The 26,418-nt window shown below is 60.8% G+C and carries 17 protein-coding genes and 2 pseudogenes; 11 read left to right on the forward strand and 8 right to left on the reverse strand.

The features are described from left to right. Positions 1 to 555 precede the first annotated feature (555 nt). The 7 genes and pseudogenes from P3T22_RS10840 to P3T22_RS10870 all read left to right on the forward strand — a co-directional run. A complete protein-coding gene (locus tag P3T22_RS10840; RefSeq protein WP_429324942.1) occupies positions 556 to 1,539 on the forward strand; it encodes a GlxA family transcriptional regulator in 984 nt (327 codons plus the stop codon). Between the two features lie 90 nt (positions 1,540 to 1,629). Then, a complete protein-coding gene (locus tag P3T22_RS10845) occupies positions 1,630 to 3,210 on the forward strand; it encodes a sugar phosphate nucleotidyltransferase (protein WP_429324943.1) in 1,581 nt (526 codons plus the stop codon). A 54-nt stretch (positions 3,211 to 3,264) separates the two neighbouring features. Continuing rightward, positions 3,265 to 4,659 (forward strand): undecaprenyl-phosphate glucose phosphotransferase, encoded by a 1,395-nt coding sequence (locus tag P3T22_RS10850; protein ID WP_063497812.1) that lies wholly within the window; start codon positions 3,265 to 3,267, stop codon positions 4,657 to 4,659. A gap of 71 nt (positions 4,660 to 4,730) precedes the next feature. Further along, positions 4,731 to 5,870 (forward strand): polysaccharide biosynthesis/export family protein, encoded by a 1,140-nt coding sequence (locus P3T22_RS10855; protein WP_082854918.1) that lies wholly within the window; start codon positions 4,731 to 4,733, stop codon positions 5,868 to 5,870. A 52-nt stretch (positions 5,871 to 5,922) separates the two neighbouring features. Continuing rightward, entirely contained in the window at positions 5,923 to 8,166 is a 2,244-nt protein-coding gene (locus P3T22_RS10860) for a polysaccharide biosynthesis tyrosine autokinase (RefSeq protein ID WP_429324944.1), read from the forward strand. Positions 8,167 to 8,303: 137 nt separating this feature from the next. Further along, positions 8,304 to 9,422 (forward strand): GDP-mannose 4,6-dehydratase, encoded by a 1,119-nt coding sequence (gene gmd / locus P3T22_RS10865; RefSeq protein WP_063494917.1) that lies wholly within the window; start codon positions 8,304 to 8,306, stop codon positions 9,420 to 9,422. 5 nt (positions 9,423 to 9,427) lie between these two features. Beyond that, positions 9,428 to 9,574, forward strand: a pseudogene (locus tag P3T22_RS10870) (NAD-dependent epimerase/dehydratase family protein); the annotation flags it as partial. Positions 9,575 to 9,585: 11 nt separating this feature from the next. On the opposite strand, the gene P3T22_RS10875 reads toward P3T22_RS10870, so the two are convergent. Further along, on the reverse strand, positions 9,586 to 10,047 hold the full coding sequence (locus P3T22_RS10875) for a hypothetical protein (RefSeq protein ID WP_429324945.1): 462 nt from the start codon (positions 10,045 to 10,047) through the stop codon (positions 9,586 to 9,588). A gap of 94 nt (positions 10,048 to 10,141) precedes the next feature. After that, the gene (locus P3T22_RS10880; RefSeq protein ID WP_429324946.1) at positions 10,142 to 11,626 is read right to left on the reverse strand and encodes an O-antigen ligase family protein; all 1,485 of its coding nucleotides are present in this window, start codon (positions 11,624 to 11,626) and stop codon (positions 10,142 to 10,144) included. Positions 11,627 to 11,780: 154 nt separating this feature from the next. On the opposite strand from P3T22_RS10880, the gene P3T22_RS10885 reads away from it, so the two are divergent. Continuing rightward, on the forward strand, positions 11,781 to 11,954 hold the full coding sequence (locus P3T22_RS10885; protein ID WP_429324947.1) for a hypothetical protein: 174 nt from the start codon (positions 11,781 to 11,783) through the stop codon (positions 11,952 to 11,954). Positions 11,955 to 12,037: 83 nt separating this feature from the next. On the opposite strand, the gene P3T22_RS10890 is transcribed toward P3T22_RS10885, so the two are convergent. Continuing rightward, positions 12,038 to 12,541 (reverse strand): hypothetical protein, encoded by a 504-nt coding sequence (locus tag P3T22_RS10890; protein WP_429324948.1) that lies wholly within the window; start codon positions 12,539 to 12,541, stop codon positions 12,038 to 12,040. Here P3T22_RS10890 and P3T22_RS10895 point away from each other — a divergent pair. Further along, positions 12,536 to 13,234: a hypothetical protein gene (locus tag P3T22_RS10895; RefSeq protein WP_429324949.1), complete on the forward strand. Its 699-nt coding sequence runs from the start codon at positions 12,536 to 12,538 to the stop codon at positions 13,232 to 13,234. The two genes, P3T22_RS10890 and P3T22_RS10895, sit on opposite strands and share 6 nt — an antisense overlap. 407 nt (positions 13,235 to 13,641) lie before the next feature. Here the strand turns inward: P3T22_RS10895 and P3T22_RS10900 are convergent, their stop codons facing one another. Then, positions 13,642 to 14,235: a hypothetical protein gene (locus tag P3T22_RS10900; RefSeq protein ID WP_082854919.1), complete on the reverse strand. Its 594-nt coding sequence runs from the start codon at positions 14,233 to 14,235 to the stop codon at positions 13,642 to 13,644. 904 nt (positions 14,236 to 15,139) lie between these two features. Between P3T22_RS10900 and P3T22_RS10905 the strand changes: the two genes are divergently transcribed. Then, positions 15,140 to 19,273 carry a HigA family addiction module antitoxin gene (locus P3T22_RS10905; protein WP_429324950.1) on the forward strand — a complete coding sequence of 1,378 codons (4,134 nt, stop codon included), beginning with the start codon at positions 15,140 to 15,142 and terminating at the stop codon, positions 19,271 to 19,273. A gap of 1,027 nt (positions 19,274 to 20,300) precedes the next feature. On the opposite strand, the pseudogene P3T22_RS10910 reads toward P3T22_RS10905, so the two are convergent. From P3T22_RS10910 to P3T22_RS10925, 4 genes and pseudogenes are all read right to left on the reverse strand, one after another. Beyond that, positions 20,301 to 21,404: pseudogene (locus P3T22_RS10910) on the reverse strand (IS110 family transposase); the annotation flags it as partial. Positions 21,405 to 21,554: 150 nt separating this feature from the next. Continuing rightward, positions 21,555 to 23,030: a hypothetical protein gene (locus P3T22_RS10915; protein ID WP_429324951.1), complete on the reverse strand. Its 1,476-nt coding sequence runs from the start codon at positions 23,028 to 23,030 to the stop codon at positions 21,555 to 21,557. Further along, positions 23,027 to 24,388, reverse strand: coding sequence for a KGGVGR-motif variant AAA ATPase (locus P3T22_RS10920; protein WP_429324952.1), 1,362 nt, complete (start codon positions 24,386 to 24,388; stop codon positions 23,027 to 23,029). Before P3T22_RS10920 ends, P3T22_RS10915 begins: the two co-directional genes overlap by 4 nt. Before the next feature lie 7 nt (positions 24,389 to 24,395). Further along, positions 24,396 to 24,800: a HEPN domain-containing protein gene (locus P3T22_RS10925; RefSeq protein ID WP_429324953.1), complete on the reverse strand. Its 405-nt coding sequence runs from the start codon at positions 24,798 to 24,800 to the stop codon at positions 24,396 to 24,398. A 557-nt stretch (positions 24,801 to 25,357) separates the two neighbouring features. Here P3T22_RS10925 and P3T22_RS10930 point away from each other — a divergent pair. Continuing rightward, complete coding sequence (locus P3T22_RS10930; protein WP_429324954.1) at positions 25,358 to 26,092, forward strand: hypothetical protein; 735 nt, start codon at positions 25,358 to 25,360, stop codon at positions 26,090 to 26,092. Positions 26,093 to 26,418: the final 326 nt, after the last annotated feature.

Here is a 26,418-nt window from a genome sequence, read left to right on the forward strand (position 1 = left end):
ATCTTTATATTAAGTTTGGCGGCTATGGATGATTAAAATAATATTGCCGGCTTTCAAGGCAATTATATTGAAGGCCTGTTCTTTATTGGTCGGCCATATAAATCTTCAGAAGAAATCCGGCCGCGCCGACGCTCGCTAAGTGCTGCCGCGACGAAAGCATTTGTGCTCGCTGTGGCGCCATGGAAGCAAAAAAACACTGAATAAATGCGTGGAAGTAGTCGAGTCAAATTGCAAGTGCGCTATTTTCGAGTGGTCGCGTAGTGTGCGCTGCCGTACGCATTCACCGTTTTGTTTACATTAAGATTGGTAAAACGCCCATTCATTCAGCGGGGAATCGTTGTCTGATTAATTGCGAAGCAGCCCAGTTCCTGGATTCCGAATTGCGCTGCCCGGCCACCTCACTGATACGCCAATATGTCTGCGCTTTCGGCCATGGCGGCTAAATGCTAAATGCTAAATGCTAAATGCCCGTGACTATGACGCACCGCACAGAGCCGGCGGTTTTGTGGCAGTAAAAAGTGACGAGTTGCTCCGTTTTCTGTTGAGAGGATGACTATGACCTGTGCGAGTATCGAGTCCGCAATGCTGCGCTGGGTGCATGCTCCGAACAAGGGTGTGCGTCGCATCGCGATACTGATGTTCAACGACTGCTCGCTACAAGACGCAGGCGTTGTTGCCGAGGTCTTCCAGGCAGCGAATGAACTGGCTACGTCCGGCTCGGGCGCCCGGTTGTACGACGTTTCCTTTCTCTCGGCCGATGGCGGCATGGTGACCTCGTCGTCCGCACTGCGGGTATGGACGGACGGACTCGACGCGCGCCATTACGGCGGTTTCGATGCGTTGTACCTGGCAGGCGGCAAGGGCGCGCTCTCGGCCGCTCGCGACGAGCGGCTGATCGCATGGCTGCGCTGTGTCCGGCACAACACCGGCATGATCCGGCCGATCGGGGAGGGGCGTGCGCTGCTCAAGGCGGCTTACGCACACGACAGCAAGGAAGGCGGCGATCTCAGTCAGCAGACGAATGGCGCGCTGCCGTCTGAATCGGCCGCCGATGCGGGCGACCGTCTCGAATCGATGCGAAGCGCGCTGGCGATGATCAAGCGCGACCTCGGCGGCGCGACCGCGCGCACGGTGGCCGAACGGCTGCTCGCCGATTCGTTCTCGAACCTCGCGCCGCTCTTGAGCGAAGACGGTGGTCTGAGCCCTGGCGATAAAGTGCGCGCGGCGGCTCGGTGGCTGCAGGAGAATTGTCAACAGGCGATTTCGATCGCCGACGCTGCGCAGTTCGCCGCGATGAGCGAGCGCAACTTTCTACGCCGCTTCAAGATGGAAATGGGCATCACGCCTTCGAGCTTTCTGCTGCACGAACGCCTCGCGGTGACGTGCAGCCTGTTGACCGAATCGGAATTGCCGGTCGACAAGATTGCCCGGCGCACCGGCATGGGCAACGGCGACCGCCTCGCGAAGGTGTTCCGCAAACGGATGAGAATTTCTCCCACCGAATTCAGAATTCAAAGCCGCCGCCTGGTCGGCGAATAGCGCGCACGGAGTCAGCCTGACGGCCGTGCGAGCAACGCGGTGTCGGGCAAGTAAACCGCTGTATCTTTTGGCATTATAAGGAATCCGAAAATGTCAACTCAGGGAGCTGGAAGCGCCGCGTCGCCCGGACCCGACGACTCGGCGGCCGGAGCGGCCAGCGCGCCTTGCGCGCGCATCGTCCCGGTCATTCTTGCGGGCGGCTCGGGCACGCGGCTGTGGCCCGTGTCACGCGAAAACTTCCCCAAGCAACTGATCGATGTGGTCGGCGCCGACTCGCTGCTACAGGCCACCGCGCGGCGCATGGAAGGCTTTCCCGCAGGCTGGAACGTGGACGTGTCGCCGATCATCGTGTGCGGTGAAGAACATCGCTTCGTGATTGCCGAACAGCTTCACGAAAACGGCGTCGACGCTCGTCTCGTGGTGGAACCGGCACGCCGCGATACGGCGCCTGCTTTGACGCTGGCGGCGTCGCTCGCCTGCGCGGACGGCGGCGATGCGATTCTCGTGGTGATGCCGGCCGACCATTCGATTGCGGATGTGCCGGCATTGCAGGGCGCGCTCGCATGCGCCGCGCGCCACGCGGAGCGCGGTGCGATCGCAACGCTGGGCGTGCCGCCCACGCGTCCGGACACGGGCTTCGGCTATATCCGTATTGGCGCCGAGCTGGGCGACGGCGGCCATGCAATCGACGGCTTCGTCGAAAAGCCCGCGGAAGAAATCGCCGCGCAGTACGTCGCGGCCGGTACCTATTGGTGGAATAGCGGCATCTTCATCGTTCGTGCGAGCGTGTGGCTCCAGACGCTGAAGCACCTGCAGCCCGACATGCACTCGGCTTGCGAGCGCGCTTTTAGCGGCGGCCGGACCGACGGCGCGGTTTTCCGTCCGCTGGCGGACGCGTTTATCGGCGGCCCAGCGGATTCGATCGACTATGCGGTGATGGAGCGTCTGACCGACAGCGCCGAGACCGGCACGATCACCGGCGCCGACGGCGTGAACGGCGCGCACAGCCGCGCAGCAGTGGCGAATCCCGCCGGCGTGGTCGTCAGGCTGGACGCTGGCTGGTCCGACCTCGGTTCATGGGACGCGGTCTGGGCCTCGATGGAGAAGGACGCCAACGGCAACGCGGGGCGCGGACGGTTCACGTTCGAAGGCGCGGTGTCGAGTTACGCGCATTCGGAAGGACGGCTCGTCGCATGTGTCGGGACGACCAATGTGGTGGTGGTCGAAACCGCCGACGCCGTGCTGGTGGTCGATCGCTCGCACGTGCAGGACGTGAAGGGGCTGGTGTCGCGCATCAAGGCGCAGCACGCGCCTGAGGCCGACGCGCATCGCAAGGTGCGCCGCCCGTGGGGCTTCTACGATTCGGTCGACCGCGGCGAGCGCTTCCAGGTCAAGCGCATCGTCGTTACGCCGGGCGCGCAGTTGTCGCTGCAACTGCATCACCACCGGGCCGAACACTGGGTGGTGGTGCGCGGCACCGCGCTCGTCACGCGCGGCGAAGAACAGTTCCTGTTGAGCGAAAACGAATCGACCTACATTCCGCTCGGCATTCGCCACCGGCTCGAAAACCCGGGGAAATTGCCGCTCGAAATCATTGAAGTCCAGTCAGGCTCCTATCTGGGCGAAGACGACATTGTGAGGTTCAACGACAACTACGGCCGCTGCTCCTGAGCAGCCCGCCGGGACTCATTTGCGAACAAGAACGGCAAGAACGAGGTAAGCGAGATGCGCAAGTTTCAGGATTTGCTCGCGCGAGTTTTCGATGTCGCGTTGGTGTTGGCGGGAGCGACGGTGGCGTCGCAGATCCGCTTCGATTACCTCGCTCAATCCGGGTTCCATTGGGCGCTGGTGATGTTTTCCGCAGCATTCGCGCTCGCCATTTTTCCGGCGTTCGGCGTCTACGAATCGTGGCGCGGCCGTTCCAAGCTGGCGCTGGCCGGCCAGGTTTCGCTCGCATGGCTGATCGTGCAGGTCTGCGCGCTCGGCCTGATGTATTCGCTGCATCGCAGCGACGCCGTGTCGCGGCTGTGGTTCTCGTACTGGACCGCCGTCACGGGCGGTCTGATGATCTCATACCGGCTGATCACGCACGCGGTGCTGGCGCACGCTCGCCGCGTTGGCATGAATCTGCATCAGGTCGCGATCGTCGGCAGCGGTTCGCAATGCGATGCCATCATTCGCCGCATCGAATCCGCGCCGACCGCCGGGTTTCGCGCGACGGCCGTCTACAACACGCTCTCGGAAGTGTCGGGCGTGTCGGCTGCGGCGAACTCGCGCGTGCCGGTGTTCGGCACCGTCGACGCGCTCGCCGACTACATCCGCAAGAACGACGTGCATGAACTCTGGCTGATGCTTTCGCTGAGCGAAGAGCCGCTGATCTGCTCGCTGATCAGCGAGTTCCGCGACGATCTGGTGAACATCCGCTTCGTGCCGGACGTGCGCAGCCATGCGCTGTTCGAAGGCAGCGGCATGGTCGACCTGCTTGGCGTGCCGGCGATCAATCTGGTCGCCTCGCCGCTGTCCGCGAGTTCGATGCTGAAGAAGGAAATCTTCGACCGTCTGTTCGCGGCCACCGCGCTGTTCAGTCTCGCGCCGCTCCTGCTGGGCATCGCGATCGCGGTGAAGCTCTCGTCGCGCGGGCCGGTGCTGTTCAAGCAGAAGCGCAAGGGCGCGGACGGCCGCGTCTTCACGATCTACAAGTTCCGCTCAATGCGTCTGCATACCGAGGCCAAGGGCACGCTCAGTCAGGCCACGCGCCACGACAGGCGTGTGACGAAAGTGGGCGCGTTCCTGCGCCGCACGAGCCTCGACGAACTGCCGCAATTTTTCAACGTGTTGCGTGGCGACATGTCGGTCGTCGGACCGCGTCCCCACGCACTCGAGCACGACGACCTCTATCAGAAAGTGGTCGCGGGCTACATCAATCGCTATCGGATCAAGCCGGGCATTACAGGCTGGGCGCAGATAAACGGCTTTCGTGGCGAGACCGACCGCATCGAGAAAATGGAGCGCCGCGTCGAACATGACCTGTACTACCTGGGGCATTGGTCGTTCGCACTCGATATGCGGATCATCGGCGCGACGATAGTGGCCGGACTGGTGCATCGAAACGCTTACTAAGACGTAGCTAACAAACACGCTGGGCGCTGCCTCTCCTGAGAACAGTCGCTGTGGCGTACGGAGGAAACATCATGAGCTCACTTGGACTACGCACGGGAAGTCTCCTGGTTTTCGCTACTGCGGCACTGCTTTCCGGATGCGGCAGCGTGCCCGGCCAGCGGATGATCACGCCAGCGGCGATTCAGGACACCGGCGGCGACTTCAGCACGGAAGCCTCGCAGCAGAAGACGGTACCGATTACCGATATCAACCTCGCGCTGCTGCGCAAGATGAATGCGGATCAGATGTCGGCGACGCTGCAGCCGGCGACGCTCGCGCTGTTCGGCAAGCCGCCCGTATACAGGGTCGGCCCCGGCGACGTGCTGCAGATCGTCGTATGGGATCACCCGGAACTCGCCGCCGCGCTGGGACAGCCGACGCAGAACTCGCGCAGTTCGGATGCGACGGCGGGCTTCCTGATCGACGAAAACGGCAACGTGCAGTTCCCGTACGCGGGCAACATGCATGTGGCGGGTAAGGACACCGCGGCGATCCAGAAGGACTTGTACAGCCGTCTGAGCAAGGTGTATCAGAAGCCCGAAGTGACGGTGCGGGTCGCTTCGTTCCGCAATGCGCAGGTTTATGTGGACGGCGAAGTGCGCACGTCCGGCGCGCAATCGCTGAATGACATTCCGATGTCGCTGACAATGGCGATCAACCAGGCCGGCGGCTTTAACGCGACGGCGGACCGCAGCCGCGTCGAGCTGGTCCGCAATGGCGTCGTCAATCAGATCAACGTGGACGATCTGATCAAGCGCGGCCGCAATCCGTCGGAGATCTATCTGCAACCGGGCGACCTGGTACGGGTTGCCGCGCGTGAGGACAGCGGCGTATATGTGATGGGCGAGGTCAACAAGCCGGCGACCGTGCAGCCGATGCGCAACGGTTCGCTGACGCTGTCGCAAGCGATCTCGGACAGCGGCAGCTTCGACTCGAACACGGCCGCGGCGAGGCAGTTGTTCGTGATCCGCAATTCGACGAGCGAATCGCCGCAGATCTATCACCTCGATGCGACGTCGCCGGTTGCGATGGTGCTTGCCAATCAGTTCGAGCTTCAGCCGAAAGACATCGTGTACGTCGGACAAGGCGGACTGGTTCGCTTCAACCGTGTGCTGAACCTGCTGCTGCCTGCAATCAATGCGGCTGTGACGGGCGCGATCCTGGCGAAATGACCGCGCGCGCAGTGTGAACCCATAACTGGTGGGCTTTGGTGGGTGGAACAACATGGCAATCAATTTCGAACACCGCTACACCGGCTACACCGACGTGTCCGGACCGGACGAGCTTCATCTGTCGGACTACCTTCGCACGATCGTGCGCGGTTGGCGCACCGTCCTGACGGTGACGCTGATCGCGCTCGCGTTGGGCTGCGCGTATGCATTCCTCGCGTCGCCGACGTACCGTGCGGACGTGCTGTTCCACGTCGAGGACAAGGCGGCCAATGCCAATGCGAACGGCAAGGATTCCTTGCCGCAGCTCACCAGCATGTTCGACACGAGGCCGTCGACCGCGGCCGAGATCGAGTTGCTGAAATCGCGCCTGGTCACGGAGGACACGGTCAAAAAGCTGCACCTCGATATCACTGCGACGCCGCGTTATTTTCCGGTCATCGGCCGGATGATCGCGGGGTTGGTGAACGGCCAGTGGGGTTTCAGGCTGCCGTCGTTCATCAACCTGTCCGGCTTCGCATGGGGAGACCAGAGCATTGCGATGTCGCGTTTCGACACGTCGAAGGAGATGTACGACACGACCTTCACGCTGATTGCGGGCGGCGGCGGGACGTATGTGCTGCGTGACCCCAACGGCATTGCGATCCTGTCGGGCCGGGTCGGCGAGACGGTCGAAACCGATACCGCCGACGGCCCGATCGCGCTGCATGTCGACAAGCTGGTGGGCGCACCCGGCTCGCGTTTCGAACTGTCGCGCGCGTCGACGCTGAGCACGGTCAACCATCTGCAGAATGCGCTGGTGGTGGAGGAAATCACGCAGCAGTCCGGCGTGATTCGCGCGAGTCTCGAAGGCGGCGACAGCGCATTGACCGCGGCGATCGTCAACAACGTGGCGAGCGAGTTCATGCGTCAGGACATGGAGAGCCGGTCGACCGCAGGCGAGCACATGCTGGCCTTCCTCGATCAGGAACTGCCGGGCGCGCGCAAGGAACTCGACGAAGCGGAGCAGCGCTACAACAAGTTCCGTAACGAGCACGGCGCGGTCGACCTGGGCGAGGAAAGCCGCCTGCTGCTGCAACAGGTCGTCGATAACAAGACCAGGTTGCTCGACCTGCAGCAGCAACGCGCGGAGATGTCGCAGCGCTTCACGGCGAATCACCCGGCGGTGGCCGCGCTCGACGCGCAAATCGCCGCGTTGCAGGGCGCGCAGATCAACATGAATCGCAGCGTCGCGGCAATGCCCGATAACGAGCAGACCGCGCTGCGCCTGTTGCGCGACGTGCACGTCACCACGGAGCAGTACACGAACCTGCTCAACAGCGCGCAGCAGCTGCGCGTGGCGAAGGCGGGCCAGGTCGGCACGATGCGCGTGGTGGATTTCGCCGAAGCACCCGACGAACCCGTGCGCCCGAAGCGCATGCTGGTGATTCTGATCGCACTCGGCGGCGGCCTCGCGCTCGGCATCCTGCTGACCTTCCTCAAGCGTGCGATGTTCGGTGGCGTCGAGCGTCCGGATGAACTCGAAGGGATGCTTGGCCTGCCGGTGTTCGCGGTCGTGCCGCGCAGCCAGACCCAGTTGCGCCTGCAGCAACAGGTTTCGCTGCGCCGGCGCGGGCTGCATGTGCTCGCGCAGCAGGCGCCGGCAGACATCGCGGTGGAAGGCGTGCGCAATCTGCACACCTCGCTGCAGCTCTCGCTCGATCACGCAGAGAACAACGTCGTGATGATCACCGGCTCGCGGCCCGACGCCGGCAAGTCGTTTCTGTCGGTGAACCTGTCGGCGCTGGTGGCGTCGGCGAACAAGCGGGTGCTGATTATCGACGGCGACATGCGCCGCGGCGACGTGCATTCGCACTTCGGCATCACCCATCAGCCGGGTCTGTCCGACGTGCTGAGCGGCGGCGATCTCAACTCGATGATCCAGCGCGACGTGCTGCCCGGTCTCGACGTGCTCGCCAAGGGCACGTTGCCCGCGCATCCGGCCGAATTGCTGATGAGCAAGCGCTTCGAAATGATGCTTGACGAACTGAAGCCGCAGTACGACCTCGTTATCGTCGACACACCGCCGGTGCTGGCGGTGACCGACTCGACGCTGATCGGCAGATACGCGGGCACCACGCTGCTGGTGGTGCGCCACGGCCGCCATCCGCTCAACGAGATCATCGAGACGGCCAAACGGTTGCGCAATGGCGGGGTGGCGATGCGGGGCGTGCTGCTGACCGATGTGCCGCAGGAAGGTGCGTTTCTCGGCTCGGGGTATCAGGGCGGCTATTACGGCTACGACAGCATTGCGGGTTGAAGCCGGATGTATTTGTCAGGATGCCGAACCGGTCCACAGTTTTGGTTCGCGCATTGAGATTGGTATTGAAATGGGTATGGGTATCCGGGTTGGGGTTGGCATAGGCCTCGGGAAAACTTAATTTGGGAGTAGGTTCCATGACACGCAAGGTTGCGCTAATCACCGGCATCACTGGACAGGACGGTTCGTACCTGGCTGAGTTGCTGCTCGCCAAGGACTACGTCGTACACGGCATCAAACGCAGGGTGTCCCTGTTCAACACGGACCGGATCGATCATCTCTACCGCGATCCGCACGAGCCGGACCAACGGCTCTTTCTGCACCACGCCGATCTGACCGACTCGACCAGCCTGCTGCGCGTGATCCAGCGCGTCGAGCCCGACGAAATCTACAACCTCGCGGCACAGAGCCACGTTGCGGTGTCGTTCGAGGAGCCGGAATACACGGCCAACACGGACGGTCTCGGCACGTTGCGCATCCTTGAAGCGATGCGGATTCTCGGCTTGCAGGAGAGAACGCGCTTTTATCAGGCGTCCACGTCGGAACTGTACGGGCTCGTGCGGGAGACGCCGCAGAGCGAAACCACACCGTTTTATCCGCGCAGCCCGTACGCGATCGCCAAGCTGTTCGCTTACTGGACCACGGTCAACTATCGCGAGGCCTACGGATTCTTCGCGTGCAACGGGATTCTGTTCAATCACGAATCGCCGGTGCGCGGCGAGACCTTTGTGACGCGCAAGATCACGCGTGCGATCGCGCGCATCGCGGTGGGCATGCAGGAGACGCTGTATCTCGGCAACCTGTCGGCGCTGCGCGACTGGGGCCACGCCCGCGATTACGTGGAGATGCAATGGCTCATGCTGCAACAGGACCAGCCCGACGATTACGTAATCGCCACCGGCGTACAGTACAGCGTGCGTCAGTTCGTTCAGCGTGCGGCCGCTGAACTGGGCGTCACCGTGCGCTTCGAAGGTACCGGCGAGAATGAAGTCGGCATTGTCGAAAAGGTCGAAGGGCGGGAGATCAGGATGTCGCCCGGCGACGTGATCGTGCGGGTCGATCCGCGCTACTTCCGGCCGGCCGAGGTCGACACGCTGCTGGGCGATCCGTCGAAAGCGCATGCCAAGCTGGGCTGGCAGCCGTCCACGCCGTTCGAGCAGATAGTCAAGGACATGGTGCGCTCGGACTACCAGATCGCACGCCGCGACGCGCTCGTCACGCTGGCTGGCTTCACCGCGCTGGAGCACCACGAGTAACTGCAATGAACGGGCAGGCACGCATCTTCGTCGCGGGCCACCGTGGCGTGCCTGGCTCCGCGCTCGTCCGTCGGCTTGCCGCCGACGGCTATAGGGGCGTGATTGCTCGGACGCGATCCGAGCTTGACCTCGCGGATCAGGCGGTCATCTCATCGCTGCGATCTCACCACGGCGAGCGGTAGACAGAGCGCTTGCCTGCGCCGTACGGATCGGCGTAGGCGTTCTTCGCCGCGCCCGCGGGCAGCAGATCGGCGCCCGCATTCGGACGGCCCGGCTGGGCGGCGCCGCGTAGCGGGTCGTGGGCGCCCGCCGGCGCTTTGCGTTGACCCTTGCCGGATGCGGGCTGTCCGCCCGTGACGGTCATGCGTTGCTCGTCGCGTTGCGCATGGTCGATATTGCGTTGCGTGCCGCCGTCGCCATCACTGTATTCGCGTGGTGCGCCGAGCAACTGCTGTTCGCGGTTGCGATTTTTTTCGGTCTGGCCAAAGGGAACCGGCGCCTCGGCGCCGTAAGCATTGCCAGGTATCGCGGCGGTTGCAGCGCTATTCTGCGCGAAAGCCGGTGCGGCGCAGGTTGCAACGGCGACCAGCATCCATGTCGCGGCAAGCCGAATCGGAGTGGTCATCGTGGCCCCCAGGAAGATGCAGTCGGGTTGAATCTATCTTGCGCCGCGTTGCCGTTTCCGGTCCGCGCGCCTGGCCCGACCTGCGAGAGGATTTTCATCGGACGATCGTCGGTCGATTGGCGTGTGGCGCCGGCGAGTTGCGCGGCACGAGCGCGCCGAACGGCTTCGACTCGGACGGCGCGTCCGCCGGACGCGACATGCCGAGCGTGGCCGGGAGATCGGCGCTCCCCATGCCGGGACGAACGCGGCCCGGCAACTCGGGCATCGCGGCCGAACCCCACTGCGGCGGCCGTGCGGGGCACTTCGCGGGTGCCGGCAGCGTGCGTTGCAGGCGTGCGTGGGTCGCGATCATCAGACCGAGCGCGACGCCGAACACCAGGCCGGAGAAGCGCGGGCCGAGCGGATTGCCGCCGATCGAGGTCGCCGGCAACGCGGCGAACAGCATGATCGCGCGGCCGAGTACCGGCAGCAGCGGCGCGTCGGGCACGACGGCGCGCCAGTAGCGGTATGAGAAAAAGCAGATCGCCAGCGCAGCCAGCATTGCCAGCGGCATGCCGATGCCGAACACGAGGCCGCCGGCGAACAGTTGATAGACCCAGAAGTTGTGACCTGCGGTCCACTCGCGGATCGCGTACAGCTGTTCCTCAGTGAACTGACCCGTGAGGTCGGGCAGATGGACGGGTGAATAACGATAGTAGTGCCCATAGCCTTCGCCGAACAGCAGCGTGTCCGCGGACGAAGTCACCTGGTCGTACTGATTGCGCATTTCAGCCTGACGGGCGATCGTGGTCGGATCCTTGCCGGACGCCGCGTCCCCGGACGCGAAGATGCGCTGCGTCCACTGCGGCGCGACGGTCGGAAAGCTCCAGGCCGCGATGCCGCCTATGCCGGCCAGCACCGCGCCGGCGACCACGCTGCGGACAAGTAGGCGGCGGATAGACGGCGCGCTCAGCGCTATCGCGAGCAGGAACAGCAGCACTGTGCCGACCAGCAGACTGCGGGTTTCGCTCAGCAATTCAACGACGATGGTGGCCGCGAATGTCGCGACGGTGGAGAACGAGAAGCGCCGCGCCACGACGAGTTCGTGCAACAACACGCCTTGCAATCCCAACAGCGTCACGGAGACGAGCCGCAGGCGCACCTCGTCGAGACCGCCGGCGGCGGCCATCCCACAGATAAAGGTGATCACGAGGCTGATCACATTGGCGAGGAACAGCGTCTTTTCGAATTGCGCGAGCCGGTATTCGCTCCACGGGCGGCAAGCGACGAGGTAGCCGACCATGAACAGCACGAAAGGTAGCAGGGTGCGCAGATAGTTGCCGGTGTCATTGCCCTGAGCCAGCTGGGCGACGATGCTGCCGAACACGCAGAGCAGCGTGCTGAGCGTGACGACCGAACGCAGTCGCGAAGGTTCGTGGAAGCGGGGGGCGATCAGCAGCAGCGCAAGGCCCGCGGCGATCGACGGCAAGACCAGCAGGCGTTCCGCAAAGTGGGCCGTGTTCGCGTCGGTCGCCTTATAGTCCAGCGCGAGCGGTAGCAGAAAAATCCAGATCCAGGGCGTTGCATACTTATGGCGCATTGCTGATCCTCCCCGTCGACGCCGTTTCGCCGTCGGTCTACTGCGGACGTCGTGCACCGAACCATTGTGTGAAGGAATCTCCCTGGTTGTTAGTTACCCGGACCGCACTCGACGCTGGTTGCCTGGGTTTTGGCGACCGGGGCAAGGGCTGTCAATGCCAAGGTGTGACGGACTGCGTGCCGGCCATCGGCTCGCATTCATCGATGACCGTGGTCTCATCGGCGGCGACCTCGCGCTGCTTTCATTCACCGACGGCGCCGGGTCCAGTGGCGCTGCTCCGCAGGCCGCGCGGATCGGCAGGTATGCGGCGGTGAAGAATCAACTGTAGGGACGGTGCGCGTTTTTCGGGAAGTCCTCATGCAGGTGACCGATGCGCGTCTTGTGCTGCATGGAGTGGTTGAGGCTCCGACCTCAATGATGCGCGATCACGTCGCGCGTGTCGGGCAACTGCTCAGGCGCAGCGTCGATCGGCGGCTCGATCTGGAGTTCGGATTCACGCATCGCCTGTGTTGCGAGACGCTGTGCCGCTTTGCTGCTCGAATCGATCTGCAGGGCAATGCCGGCGTCGCGCGACATGCACGTCCAACGCCCGATGTAACCGCAGCCGCGTGCGAGGCTGAGTAGCGCGTCGCGCTGCTGTTCGAGTGTATGCACCGTGGCGCGCAGGCGCAGTGCATCGCGGTTGTCAGGCTGTGCGGCGATGGCTGCGGCGAGGCGCGTTTTTGTTGCCGACAGATTGTTCGCTTGCAGGCTGGCACGCGCGGCTCTCAGATTCCTCGACACATCGGCGAGCAGTTTATCCGCCGGGCTGATTGGCTGATTGACGGTGGCGCGCCTGGGATCCGGCGTTGCCAGCGCGACGCGGCGCTGCGCGGGTGGTGATGCGACCGGTGGTGTAACTGGCGAGGAATGCAACGACGCGAGGCTTTGCGGGACGGCGGCGGGCTGCCGCTGCGCGATGACGGTGGGCTGCCGCTGCGGGAGGACGGTGGGCTGCTGCTGCGCGATGACGGTGGGCTGCCGCTGCGGGACGGCGGCGGGCTGTCGCTGCGGGAGGACGGTGGGCTGCTGCTGCGCGAGGACGGTGGGCTGCCGTTGCGCGAGGACGGTGGGCTGCCGTTGCGGGACGACGGCGGGCTGCCGTTGCGCGATGACGGCCGGCTGCCGTTGCGGGAGGACGGTGGGCTGCTGCTGCGCGATGACGGTGGGCTGCCGCTGCGGGAGGACGGCGGGCTGCTGCTGCGCGATGACGGCGGGCTGCCGCTGCGGGAGGACGGTGGGCTGCCGTTGCGCGATGACGGCCGGCTGCCGTTGCGGGAGGACGGTGGGCTGCTGCTGCGCGATGACGGCGGGCTGCTGCTGCGCGATGACGGCGGGCTGCCGTTGCGGGAGGACGGCGGGCTGCTGCTGCGCGATGACGGCGGGCTGCCGCTGCGGGACGACGCTCGGCTGCCGCCGCTGCGCTGCGACCGCGCCAGGCCGTCCGGCAACGGGAATGGACGGCTCGCCGTTCTGCAACTGCACCTTGCCGGTGACCGCGATCTGCGTACCCACGCGCGAGTCGTCCTCGTGGACGAAACCCAGATAGACGGCGGATGTCGCCACTAGCACCGACGCCCCCACCACGATGGGCTTGCGCAACCGCCGATAGACGCTCGTTGCGGCCACGGGCTCTTCGATCGAGTCGTAGCGCTTGACCAGTGCGCGCGACCGCGGGTTCCAGATTCTGCGCGGCGGCAGTGTCGTGGCGAGCATCGACCGAGGATGACTCAACGGAGCCCGCAATTCCCGCGATGATGCGGCGCGTGCATCGAACGTGTCGACCGGCAGAGCCCGGCACGAAGCACAAGGCGACAAGCGGCCGGCTAGCGGCGCACCGCACTGCCCGCATCGCCGGGAATCTTGCTGATTGGAGGTCGTGTCGCTAAGCATGGCCAGCTCGCTAATGGGCGTCGAATGTCGACGCCACGATTCGAAGAACAGGGCACGGCAACAAGACTTGCATGCAGGGGTTACTACTGGGTGACGACGTAACCCCGTGCCTGCATGCATGCGCCATACGCGGCCCAATACCGTGTCATGGGCGGCTCGGGTGCCGGCAGCGGTGGCAGCTTCACGCCAGACGCCGCGTTTGCCTGTGACGAACTGGCCATCGCCGCCCCCGATGCGCCGAGGTCAGCGATCGTCCCCGAAGCCGCCATCGCGGCGGTGGCTGGCGTGCCCGCCGTGGGCGCGCTTGCCGGTTTCGCCGCCGAGGCGCCCGTGGCCATTGCTGCGGTCGCCGCTGGCGCGCGCGCGCCGGGCTCGGCCGCGGCGGCGGGCATGCTCGCGCTCATCGGCACAGCAGAGATGGTGTGGGACGGTAAGGGCGGACTCGACGGTACGCCGGTCGACGAGGCTTTGCGGGCAGGTGCAGCAGGCGGTGGAATCTGCGATTCGCGCACCGTGTTGACCTTGGTGACCCGGTTCGCTTCCGCATAGCACAGCGCGCGGTCGGCGCCTTGCTGATAAGGGCTTTGACTTTTGATTGGATAGGTGAGTGGCTGCCATGCGAAGGCAGCGCTGCTGATCACCATTAGCGTCAGTACGATATATTTTTTAAATGCCATCGCATTCACTCCCCCAGCGATGTTTCGCTTTTGTCATTGGCCATTGCGCTTCGCGGCGTGTCCTGTTGGCTGTTGATTCTGCCGCTGAACAGCGGCTTACTGTCGCGAAGGTTGTTCGTTGGAGCGTAGCACGCAGATTGCCGAAGCAATGCCTCGGATAGCGCGCGAAAACGCCATCCTGCTGTCCATTCAAGACACTTTGATGCGAGATGGCGGGAAACGGCGCAAAAACCAGGGTGAACCCAGGGCGCGATGAGGGCCGTCAGGAGAGGACGATGAAAAACGTACGGTGCTATAGCGTGCTCGTCCCTTTGCCCGGTAATCCTTCCGGCGGAACGTCACGCCACGTTCGTCGGATGCGACCAGGCGCTGTAGACCTGCGACCTGGTTTCCGGACTACATTCGACCGGGTTATGTCAGCGACGGGGCGCTGGGGATTTCCCTGGGGTTGCGAAAATCGCGGCCGCGCGCACCCGGGCAACGCTCGGAAAAGTTGCAGCGGCCGGCTCCAGGCACGCGCGGCAGCACGTGATGATCCGAGCGCAAGCTATTGTTTTTGTTATGAATAATCTGTGGTGGCCGCGTTCCGATGCGGCCCGGGCGTTCAGACTTAAGCGAACAAAGTTCAAACTTAAGCGAATCTCGACAATCAACGCCACTGTCGAGATTCACTTAACTTTGAACCGGTCATGTCGCTAGGATAAGGCTGTCCACGAGTGTTGCTCAGGCAACTTAGAACTCATGGTTCACTTAAGTTTGAACTATCTGGCGTTTGGTTCATTTAACTTTGAACTTTCCGTTAGGGGGCTGCGGGTCAGATGAGATGTGCTGCTGCAGCAAGTTAGACTCAATTGTATTGTGTAGCGTTACAGGCTACACTTCGGCATGTTCTAGGGAGAGCCGCATGCCGAAACCTTCACTTGATGTTGTCGCCGGTCCCATCCATCCGGGCAGATATGTTCGCGATACCGTATTGACCCCTAATGGTCTGTCGGTCGTCGCCGCCGCAAAGGTCGTGGGTGTCGGGAGGCCGGCTCTTTCCAATTTTCTTAATGGGCGCGTCGTAACGACGCCAGAGATGGCGTCACGCATTGAAGTTGCCTTTGGTATTTCTGCGCAGCATTTGCTGGACATGCAGTCAACGTTTGATGCCGCGTTGGCCAAGGCGAAAGGCGCGCCCAGTGACGCCAGGCCGTATGTGGCTCCCTTTCTCGGTATCAAGGCGATCGAGATTGAACAATGGGTTGAACGGAATATACGTGCTCGAATTCGACTATCGGTTTTCTTGCGGACGCTCGTTAATTCCACCGGTAACGGGATTTCGAAAATAGATTTCCCGGGTAACGACGATGCGGAACGCCACGGCTGGGACGGCTACGTCGAAGCAGAACATCCGGCACAGTGGATCCCAGTCGGGCGTTCGGGTTGGGAATTTGGCACAAACAAAGAACCTAAGGACAAAGCGGATGGCGATTACGCCAAAAGCGTGAAGGCGATTACGAAGGCAGAGCGCGATCAGATAACCTTCGTCTTCGTCACTCCGCGGCACTGGCCCGGAAAGGCTGAATGGGTCAGGCAGCATCAAGCCAAGCGGCAGTGGGCAGATGTTCGCGCATACGACTCAAGTGATCTGGAGCAATGGCTGGAACAATCCGTCGCCGCACAGGCGTGGTTTGCAAACGAGACGCTCCGGGATGCTAGTAACGTTCGGTCTCTCGACAGATGCTGGACAGACTGGGCTGACGTAGCGAATCCGCCGCTCGTCGGATCGCTGTTCCTGCCGGCCATCGAGAGCGCGAGACGGACCTTGGTGTCGCGTCTTTCCGGTCAGCCCGATGGGCCCACGATAATCGCCGCAGACTCCATCGAGGAGGCGCTGGCATTTCTCGCGCAAATCTTCGGACCTGCTGGCGGCGACGAACTCGAAAAATATCGAGACCGGGTCTTGGTCTTTGACCAACCGGGGGTGTTACCCAGACTTGCCCACGGCACGAAGGAATTCGTCGCTGTTGCGACGAATCTTGATGTTGAGCGCGAATTCGGGCCTCTCGCTCGTTCGATGCAGACGATTGCTGTCTATCCGCGCAACGCTGCAAACGCCACCCCACACGTCGTCCTGGAACCTCTAAACCATGAGGCATTCCGCAAGGCGCTTGAGGAAATGGGGTGTGGGCGCGACGACGTCGCATCCTTTAGCAATGCTTCAGGGCGGTCTCTCACGGTACTTCGACGCAGGCTTGCGAACGTCCCCGCTGTGTCCGCGCCACACTGGGCGACTGATCATGACACTGCGACCCGGTTGATTCCCTTTCTGTTCGTTGGCGCGTGGAGTTCAACGAACGCTGCCGACCAGGCCGCATTAATGCAACTCGGAGGAGCGGACTCCTATGAAAAATTGGAGAAGGAGTGCCAGCGGCTGGTCCGTCTGAACGATGCTCCTCTGTGGTCCGTGGGTACGTACAGGGGTGTAATCTCCAAAATAGACCTATTGTTTGCCATTGCGGCCACGATCACAACGCAGGATCTTCAGCGCTATTTCGAAATTGCGAGGAAGGTGCTGGGAGAAGATGATCCTACGTTGGACCTGCCAGAAGCTGACCGCTGGATGGCGTCGTTTCGTGGTAAGTCCCGTGAATTTTCTGCGGTCTTGCGAAAGGGCATCTCCGAGACGTTGGTCCTTTTAGCTGTACATGGGAATAACCTGCTTCAGTTCCGCCTTGGTTTTGACTGCGAGGCCGCGGTAGCGCGCCTCGTGCGAGGACTGCTGACACCGCTGAAAACTCGTATCCTTGAAGCGAATGACCGAGATTTAACCGCCTACGCCGAAGCTGCGCCGGCCGAATTTCTTTCGATCTTGGCAGAAGACTTGCAATCAGGAGATCCAGCATGTTATGGCCTCATGAGGCCGGCTGACACAGGCATTTTCGGAAACGGATGTCCTCGAACAGGGCTGCTTTGGGCGCTCGAGGGTCTGGCTTGGAGTCCGGAGACTCTCCCTCGCGCTGCCCTAATCCTGGCGCAGCTCGCGGGCATTGAAATCAACGACAACTGGGTCAACAAACCCATCCACTCCCTGCAGTCGATCTTTCGCGCGTGGATGCCGCAGACCGCAGCCGATTACGAAGCACGCGTCGGCGTGATGAAACTCCTTGCGCGCAAGTTTCCGACCGTTGCGTGGAGAATCAGCGTCGCTCAGTTTTCCTCGGGTGCGGGTACTGGGGACTACAGCCACAAGCCTACTTGGCGTAACGATGCCTATGGCTTTGGTGAACCGTTCGAGACTTGGGAGCCAATCACCGCGTTTGTCCGCGCGATGATCAACATGGCCCTCAACTGGGACGGTGGATATACGCCTGAAATGCTTTGTGACCTGATTGAGCGCACGCAAGGTTTATCCGAGGAAGACCAAGACAAGGTCTGGATCTTGGTGAGATCCTGGTCGGATGCGGGTGCATCAGACCAGGACAAGGCATTCGTTCGCGAAAAGATTCGCGTGACCTTCATGTCACCATGGAGTGCGGTGCGCGCAAAGAATGCCGAATTTGCAAAGCTTTCGGCCGATGCTAAAGCGATGTATCAGTCGCTGGAGCCAAGTGAGCTTCTGAGCAAGTACGAGTGGCTGTTCCGTGAGCAGTGGGTTCAAGAGTCAGCTGACGAATTTCAGGATGAGGCAACGGATTATCAGTCTCGCGAAGAGCGAATCGCAAGGCTTCGGGCGGGAGCCTTGGTGGAGATTTTCGATGAACGTGGTCTTGCAGGAGTACTCAAGCTTGCGGAGATGGGGAAGGCAGCATACACAATCGGATGGCTCGTGATCGAGAGACTGCTTCCGCAGAAGGATGTTCCGGACTTCTTGGTCGCGGCGTTGACAAACACGCATGGCAACCCATCATGGGCTATGAAGAACCTAATCTCTGGGGCACTCAACGCCCTACAATTCCAAGGGCGAAGCGCGAGCGTCTTGGAGATTTTGCAAAGAGAACTTACCCAAACGCAACTCACGACGTTGCTGTTACTCGCGCCGTTCCGATCCGCCACCTGGAGAATGGTCGATCAGCTGGAAGAGGAGTGCAGTCGGGCGTACTGGAGCGATGTAGCCGTAAATTGGGTTAGCCACGAGGAAAGCGAAACCACTGAAGCAATTGAGCGCCTGCTTGAAGCGAAACGTCCGCGAGCCGCATTCGCGTATATCCACTTCAAGCTCGAGGCGGTGGGTCCCGAGTTGCTGTTTCGACTGTTGAGTGAGATGGCAGCGGGCGGGAATGATGCGCCGGGTCAATATCAACTGGATTCCTATTACGTCGAGCAGGCGTTTTCCTTTCTGGACAAGAGCTCGGCACTGACTCTCGATCAAATGGCCGGCCTTGAATTTGCGTATATCGAGGTTCTCGGCCGGCCGTGGAGCGACCGTGGCGAATCCGCAATTCCGAATTTGGAAAGATATGTTGAGACTCATCCTGATTTATTCGTACAGGCGGTTGTTTGGAGCTATAGGCGTTCAGATGAAGGAAGCGATCCGCTGGAATGGGTGACCGATCCGGATAAGGCGCAACTGCTTGCGGAACGGGGCTACAAGCTGCTTGATGGCCTTAAGCGCATCCCGGGGCATGATGATTTCGGGGTGTTGCGTGCAGAAAATCTCTTGGACTGGATTCAGAAAGTGAGAAATGCGTGCCGCGAACTTGGTCGTCTCGAAATCGCCGATCAATGTATTGGAAAACTTCTCGCTCGGGCTCCAGTCGGTGCTGATGGTGTCTGGCCGTGCGAGCCTGTTCGGCAAGTTATGGAGGATGTGCAATCTAGGAACGTGATGTCTGGCGCTCGGGTTGGTCGCTATAACGCACGCGGAGCCCATTGGCGCGCCGAAGGAGGTGGTCAGGAGCGCGCGCTCGCGGACGAATATCGCGCTTGGGCGGATAGTCTCCAATATTCACACCCATTTGTTTCGTCGGAGTTGTTGGCGGAAATAGTGAGGACCTACGAGCAGGAAGCAAACCGTGAAGATACGGAGGCGGGGATCAGGAAACGACTTCGTTAGCTAGACGGTCTACGAACCGGTGTCGTGGGAACGATCTGTTCTTCCTAAGAAAATCGACATGCGCGCTAAATTTTTCGCGCGATTGACCGATGTTGTTTTGTGAGAGCGCATTGTGGTCGCGCTTCGACTGTCGGTCGCCTCCAGTTGAGGTGTTCGTTGATCGCGAGGAAACACATCAAGGACACGATCAACGAGGAAGGTGCGACTGACATCATCTACAGCCCTTTTCTGATCAAAGCTACGCCGGATGACGGTTTCACCACGTACGATCTTAGTGCGCCGATTCTTGACAGCGCTGGCGGCGCTGACGTCTCAGCAGTCGCCAGTTTGCTCGAAAAGCCGGCCGTCACAGCAGTCCGTCGTACTGCCCCTCCGCGAGTGACCCCTATGGATACTTCGCAGGCACTGGGCGCACTTGCCAAGGCAACTGCGCCCCAGCCCGAGGATATTCCGGCGCAAAAGCTTCCTTCGCTCGACTCGCCAGCATCCAAGAGGCTATTGAAGCACATCCGAGACCATTTCCCCCCCCGCTAGTACTTACCGTGACCTGCCCATCCCGGGGACACCCATGCCCGCCGACGTCTCGGCGGTATTACCCTCCGTCGCACCATCCTTCGAATCGCGCGCGAAATGATCTTACATCGCGCAGTCTTCTTGCCCAATATCGCGCACACGCGCGATCAAATAAATGGGCGGTGGCTGTTACGGTACCTTATTTTGCGGCTTTCGCTAATTAGCCTAATTGCTTGACGTAGCGGAGGACATCCGTTTCGCTGACGATATCGGCGCATTAGTCCTGAGTGGCCACATCGGTAGCGTCGGCCTGTACTAGTGCGCGCACGAGCAGGTACACGGCTGGCAAGTTGTCGTCGTCACGTCGCCAGTCGACGGATTCGTCGAGATCCATCCCGGACAAACGACTGTCGCCAAACCGGACAAACGTCGAGCGTACTGTCTCGTTGTGCCTCGCCCGGAAGCCCCGATTCTCAAAGACCTGTTCGTCGATTGTCAGCAGCGTGCGCCAGGTCGGCAATCGCGCGCCACTTGAGTAACGCCACAGGGCGATCGCCAGACGGCGTGCGAGCGCAACGATACCGATGCGCCGCATCCGCTTGCCGGTACCGGCAAAGCGCTCGTTGAACCAGTGGCTGAGCTGGCTGCCGGGCTGCAGGCGCAGCCAGCTCCAGGCGAGCTCGACCATCAGCCAGCGACATCGCCGGTTGCCCGCCTTGCTGATACCGAGTTCAACCTCGCTGGTGCCACTGGCGTACGGCGTGGGCGTCAGGCCCAGACAGCCGGCCACTTCGCGGCGGTTGCGAAACTGCCGCCAGCCGAACAGTTCCCTGACGAGCGTCCACGCACTGCCTGCACCGATGCCGGCAAGCTGTGCGAGCAGCGCCATGCCGGGATGTGCGCCGCTACGCACCTGCCGCTCCTGCTGCACTTCGAGCAGGCGGATCTGCTGGTGCACCAGCGCGAGCCGCTCACATTCGCGGTCGATCTCGGCGCGCAGACCGGGCGCCAGCAACTCGCGCTGACGGGTCCACCAGTGCGTCCAGATGCGGCCGCCGACAGACCGGACCCGAAGGTTGTGCAGTACCAGCAGGGAGCGGATCCGGTTGGTGTGCGCGGTCTGCTCTTTGCGCAGGCGTTCGAGCTCGCGGTGCAGGCGCCGGTCGTCCTCCTGCTCGGGCGTGGGAATGCGTGCCACCGCCCACACGCGCCGCTCGCCCGCGTAATAGCGCATGAGCATCGACAGCAGCTTGTCGCTGTCAAGCCGGTCTGTCTTGGCGCGACGCGCACGGCGGTTCACCTCGATGCTGGCCGAATCCACCACGAGATTGACGATGCCCTGTTCAGCCAGCCAGCGGTGCAGCCAGAAACCGTCGCGGCCAGCTTCATAACAGCTGTAGACGGGTGCGTCGGCGCCGAGATGGCAACGCGCCCTGGCGTTGGCGATGGCGGTGAGAACCGCCGTGGTATCACCGGCGGCGACCGTAAAGCGGCTGGGCGCGCGCTGGCCATCACCCAGTGAGAGCTTCCAGTTCTTCTCGCCCAGCTCAAAAGCCATGTACAGGCGGCCACCTGCCGTCGTATTCTGCCCACGGAGGGCTGTGTCAGGCGTATCCATTTGCGTGCTCCTTCGGAGAAAACGAATGTGCAAGTCCCGTTTTACTCCAGTCGGGCTTTCTGTCGCTGCCCTCCCACATAGCATCTAGCAGACAAACCATCCTGAGAATCCACGAGTCCGCCTCGCAAAAGATGCCGGTCCCAAGGGGGCTCAGATCTCGGGTCTGTGCGGCGTGACGCCACCTTTTTTCAAGAGACGAGCGGCGACGCGAAACAGATCAGGCATATCAAAACGAAAGTCTGCGCGTTGGACCAAGACCCCGATGCGCACCAAACTTTCGATCATTTGCGTTTCACGTTGTTGGCCTTCCTCCGCGGTCTTCTTAAAGGGCGGCAGGAAATTGCCCTCGCTGGCTCTTCGGGCGATCGCCTCGAGTGTCTCCGTTTCTCGCCAGCGCGAAGTGATCGCAGTTTCGCTGCACGGCACGGTCAGCCGCGACAATGGTGCAAGGACCCTCTTGATCCACGGGAATTCCAGATCAAGTTGGTCCACGCGAACGCGTGACGCCTGCCTTAACCCATGTCTGATCCCTTCTGCGGAAATGACCTGATTGGGCGGCGAAGTGGTGACGCGCGCAGCCTCAATCATTAAGGTTAGAAAGCTGCGTGGCGTGACGTCTCCGTGTCCATCGGCCAAGTGGCGCAGCGGCCAATCATAGGTGCGGCCTTTCTTGCTGTTCGCACCCATATATAGACCGGCTATCCGCTGGAATACACGGGCTTGCACGCTTTTGTCACGACTGAGAGGCCATCGTCTTCTTGAGGCGATATCCAGCGGCGGCGGCGGGACGGACTCTTCTCTCAACAACTCGAAAAATGAGTCGCGTCCCTTGAGCTCGGTAAAAGAACCAAGTCGTTGAAAAAACATACCGTACAAATCGGTAGGATTCCAGGTCAAACGCGCCGCTCCAGCCAGCAACTTCGGTAGCTCGACAAATCGGAGACCGAGGTCACTCATCTGGTCCGGTCGAAGGAATAGCTTTACTCGCAGGGATCGGGATGACCGCGCGTACCACGCGACTTCAAGCAGCGAATCAATAAGGCGTCGTAGACGCTCCCAGTCAGATGAAAGGCTATCCAGCGCATCGAAGAGAACGATCACTGTAAGGCCTTTATCTAATAGCATGTTATCGGCCGCATAACTGTCACGCTCCCATAGCTCGGGATCGGAGTAGTGCTCCATCATCTCACCAATGGTGAGGTTAGCCGTTTCTGCCGAAAGTGCCTTGTGCATCGCTCGCAAAACGACGCAGCGCCACAGCAAAACTCCACGAGTTGGTTCTTCGCCGACAGGGACGCGTGAGTCAATGGTTTGACGACTCACCGATCCGTCGTGCGCCAGACCAGAATATCCGAGGGAAACGTCGACGCGCGTAAGGCCAAGGTGTGGATAGGCATCGGCGGCCGCCGTACGAGTCTCCACACTCCCCAATACACCTGTCCAGAACGTTTTTCCGGACCCGCGTGCGCCCAGAACAATTGTCACGTTAGGATCGAGCGCCCCCGCGTGCTGTTCCGGGGAAAATATCTCTTGGACTTGCGGACGGCCTTCACCGCTCGCAAGATGCGCAGCCGCCGCATCCAACGAGCCGAGTGCAGTGCGAATGGCGTAATAGTCGATTGTCATGTCGCTTTTGATGAAAGAATCGATTCCGCTATTTCGTCGCTATATTCGATAAGTGAGCCGAATGTCGCGAGGTACGAAGTGTGTTCGAGCAGCGACCCTCGGTCGACTGGATCGAAATCGCGATAGTTTGCGTCATCCAAAATACGGAGGATGGGGGGGGCGGTGAATTGCTCGCCCACAACGTCATTTGCAGCACCGTCATCACTTTCCCAATCGAAAGTGAAATCCTCAGCGGTCAAATTTTGCTCATCGCCAGCGGCTTCAGTTTCCTGCGTCCCAAGCATTCGATAAAGGTCGGTGAATCGCTCGTCGGCCTTTATCTGCATGGCTTCCACGTCCGGCGCTTTAGCATGCACAAATCGTAAGCGCTCGCGCCAATCGTCCCGCTGGTCCACGGGAAACTGAGCCAGGTGCCGCATTAACAGCGAGTAGCCCAAAAATGTTTGCGGCTGATCCGTTCCGAATAGCAGGATGTCCGCTCCAAGCCCCTGTATCGCGGCAGCGGTTGATTCGTGGAGGCCCGCGCGTGCATCAAGAAGCAATACGTCAAACGTCGAGGTTGACTCTAAAAGGTCGACCAATTGGCGCAGGCGGTCTGTTAGGGTAAGCGTCGAACCATCCTCTCTAATCTCCTCCAGGTACGCACGTGAGAGTTTCGAAATAGCGTTGCCTGCATGCTTTGCGGTCCGTGCACCGATAGCTGGTACAACGCCGACGCGCGCCCCACCTCGTCCGAGATATGAATCACCGACTAGCGAATTCAGAAAGCCAGCATCAATCGGTGACAAGCCACTCTCGACGAAGTAGTCCAACGTACCGAATTCCGGTAGTTCATTCGATCTTAGAAGCATTGAGCCGATGCCAGGCGCTTCCAGGTCAAAGTCGACACAAAGGACGCGAAGTCCCCTGCGAGACAGATGAGCTGCCATTACACAAAGAGCCGTTGATCGGCCAACGCCACCTTTGAGGCTACCGAAGACCACGCGAGGCACAGAACCGGCAACAGGACTTGGTGGCCGAAGCCAATCCACACCTACGATTCTCCGTTCGATCACTCGGACGCGATCACCGTTTACTGAGACATATAGTGCGCCCTTTGCTTCATCGAGAAGGCGAGCAACGCCAAAGCCACTTTTGTCCGCTAGAAGACGATCCGATCGCGCGTACGTTCCTAACGCCGCGCGTAGAACTGCTTCGCTTCTCTCTATGCGAGGCTCTTCGATAACCTCATCGAGCACGACGGAGAGTTTCCCGGTCGCGTCACGCACGAACACTGCGCGCGCGAGAATGTCTTCGCCAAATTGGTCACGAATAACGCTCGCCGCCATCGGCAAACTGTCATCAAATCGAACTGTCATCGTTCCCTCAGCGCGTAATCATAATCTGCAGTGCATCGTCGGCGTCACGACGCCAACGCTCCACCCACTCTGGTCGTATCTCTTTGCCGTCCGAGTACCGCATCGCGATATCCCAATATTGCATGAAAGCGTTGTTATCGCTGAAACGGCGTAATTCTGCCGCCCAGCGACCGGATGCTGTGTCGCGCAACAAGGTCTTCAAACCTTCGAAATGAGCATAGAACGGATCGTCGCGTGTGTCCGGCCGTGGGCGCATCCCTGATTGGAGCATTAAAGACTTTATCGCAGCCTCGGCAGCGATCCCATACATGTAACCGGCCACGTCCGCCCGACTCGTGGGCCGAAGGGTCTCAGCCGCCTCGAAGTGTCTGCGTGCGGCCGCTCGCATGTCTTGGTTATATAGCTGCGCCATGTTTATTCTGGTTGATCATTCGTATGGGAACGCATTTTCCCACACCGGTCGCTTGGACGGCGTCGTCGTGGGGATTTCTTTGCGCGGAACGTTCCAGAGGGGCATTCGAGCGGACCGCCGACGCTGACGGCCTATGCAACCAACCGGAGCGCCGGCAATTCGGCGCAGCCAGCCGTCGTTTGTCTCCACAGGGTCTCCAAGAAAATCGGTGTTCGGGAGACACACTTGGGGGCAGCGAAAACCTTATGCAGTAAGGCTTTCGTCGGAAATGCATAGATTGTCTCCCCAAGAGTTTTAGCTCTGGCCGGACGTGATATAGGTATATTCACCCGCGCAGCGCGCGGACACAGGCGGTCTGCACGGCAGTCGAGAATGTTGGGTACCTATACGGGTACTTTTCCGATTTATTGGCTTGAAAGCCTTTCTGGATAGGGATTGTGGGCAGACCGTCTCTCCGTATAGCCATTCACTCCGTTTTCTGTCCGTCCTGATCACTCGAAGCAGACCGTTCGGTGAGACGCTGTAGCATGACGTCATGTTGACTAGTCGATATTGCTATGCCCTTGCCGATTGTGTACAAAGTCAAGCTGCCTCGCGGTGCGTTGCGCGATATGCCCGAACAACGCAGTTCTGCATTGTTGCGCGTCGGCTTGTTCATGAACGAGCTGAACTGGTTGGTCAGGTTGCTGCTTATTGTACGCATACCTAACGGCGTTAGCGAACCAGAGCGTCGGGCCACTATTTCGCTGGCACTGCTTATCGTCAAATTGCTGGCAGGCAAGATGCACGAGGGCTGGGACAAGCTCCGCAATGGCATCAATGACCTTGTTGACGCATCGCTGTCTGCCGAGGGTCGCGACATACGAGGCCAACTCACGAATTGCCTCGCCAAGGGTTCGATCATTCACGGTCTCCGGAACCGCCACGCGTTTCACTACTCGGCCGACCTCTCAATTTCCGACCTAGAAATATTGCCGTTGAGTGACGACGAACTGGTGATGTACATGAGTGAAAGCCACGGCCACAACCTATTCCACCTGTCTGAACTTGCGGCAATAGCGAGTTTACCCAGCTTAACGGGGAAGCGTGATGCTGGTGAATCGTTTGAAGCCGTTATGGAAGAGGTAGTGAAGGTCGCGGGCTTGTACAGCGACTACCTTTACGCCGTCGTTATCGCATTGCTCGGGGATGAATTGATCGAGCAACTGAATCCTGAGCGGCTGCACGAGGAGAGCGATAGGGTCGCGGCCGCGGGCCGCATCATGTTTTTCGAATTCCCCGAGCATGACTGAAGAGCGCTTCGATTCCAGGGGTTTACCCTTGACCGAATGTTGATCACTAAGTTTTGCGAGGCGACTTCGTCAGAAACGGCTAGGTTTCGTAGCAGCGTGCACAACCCTGCAGCACGGCGACTCGGGTTCTAAGTCATTGTTTTTTATGGAAAGTGCGCGCCGTTGCGGTGTCCGGACGCAGGTCGCGAGTTCAAACTTAAGTGAACAAAGTTCAAAGTTGAGCAAATCTCGACAACAATCAACGCCACATCCCTTCTTGAATTTGTCACCACCCGTCCATATAATTAGCACTCGCTGCACGAGAGTGCTAACAACATCGCCGGCTG

The sequence above is a fragment of the Paraburkholderia sp. GAS348 genome (assembly GCF_050434205.1).
Lineage (GTDB): Bacteria > Pseudomonadota > Gammaproteobacteria > Burkholderiales > Burkholderiaceae > Paraburkholderia.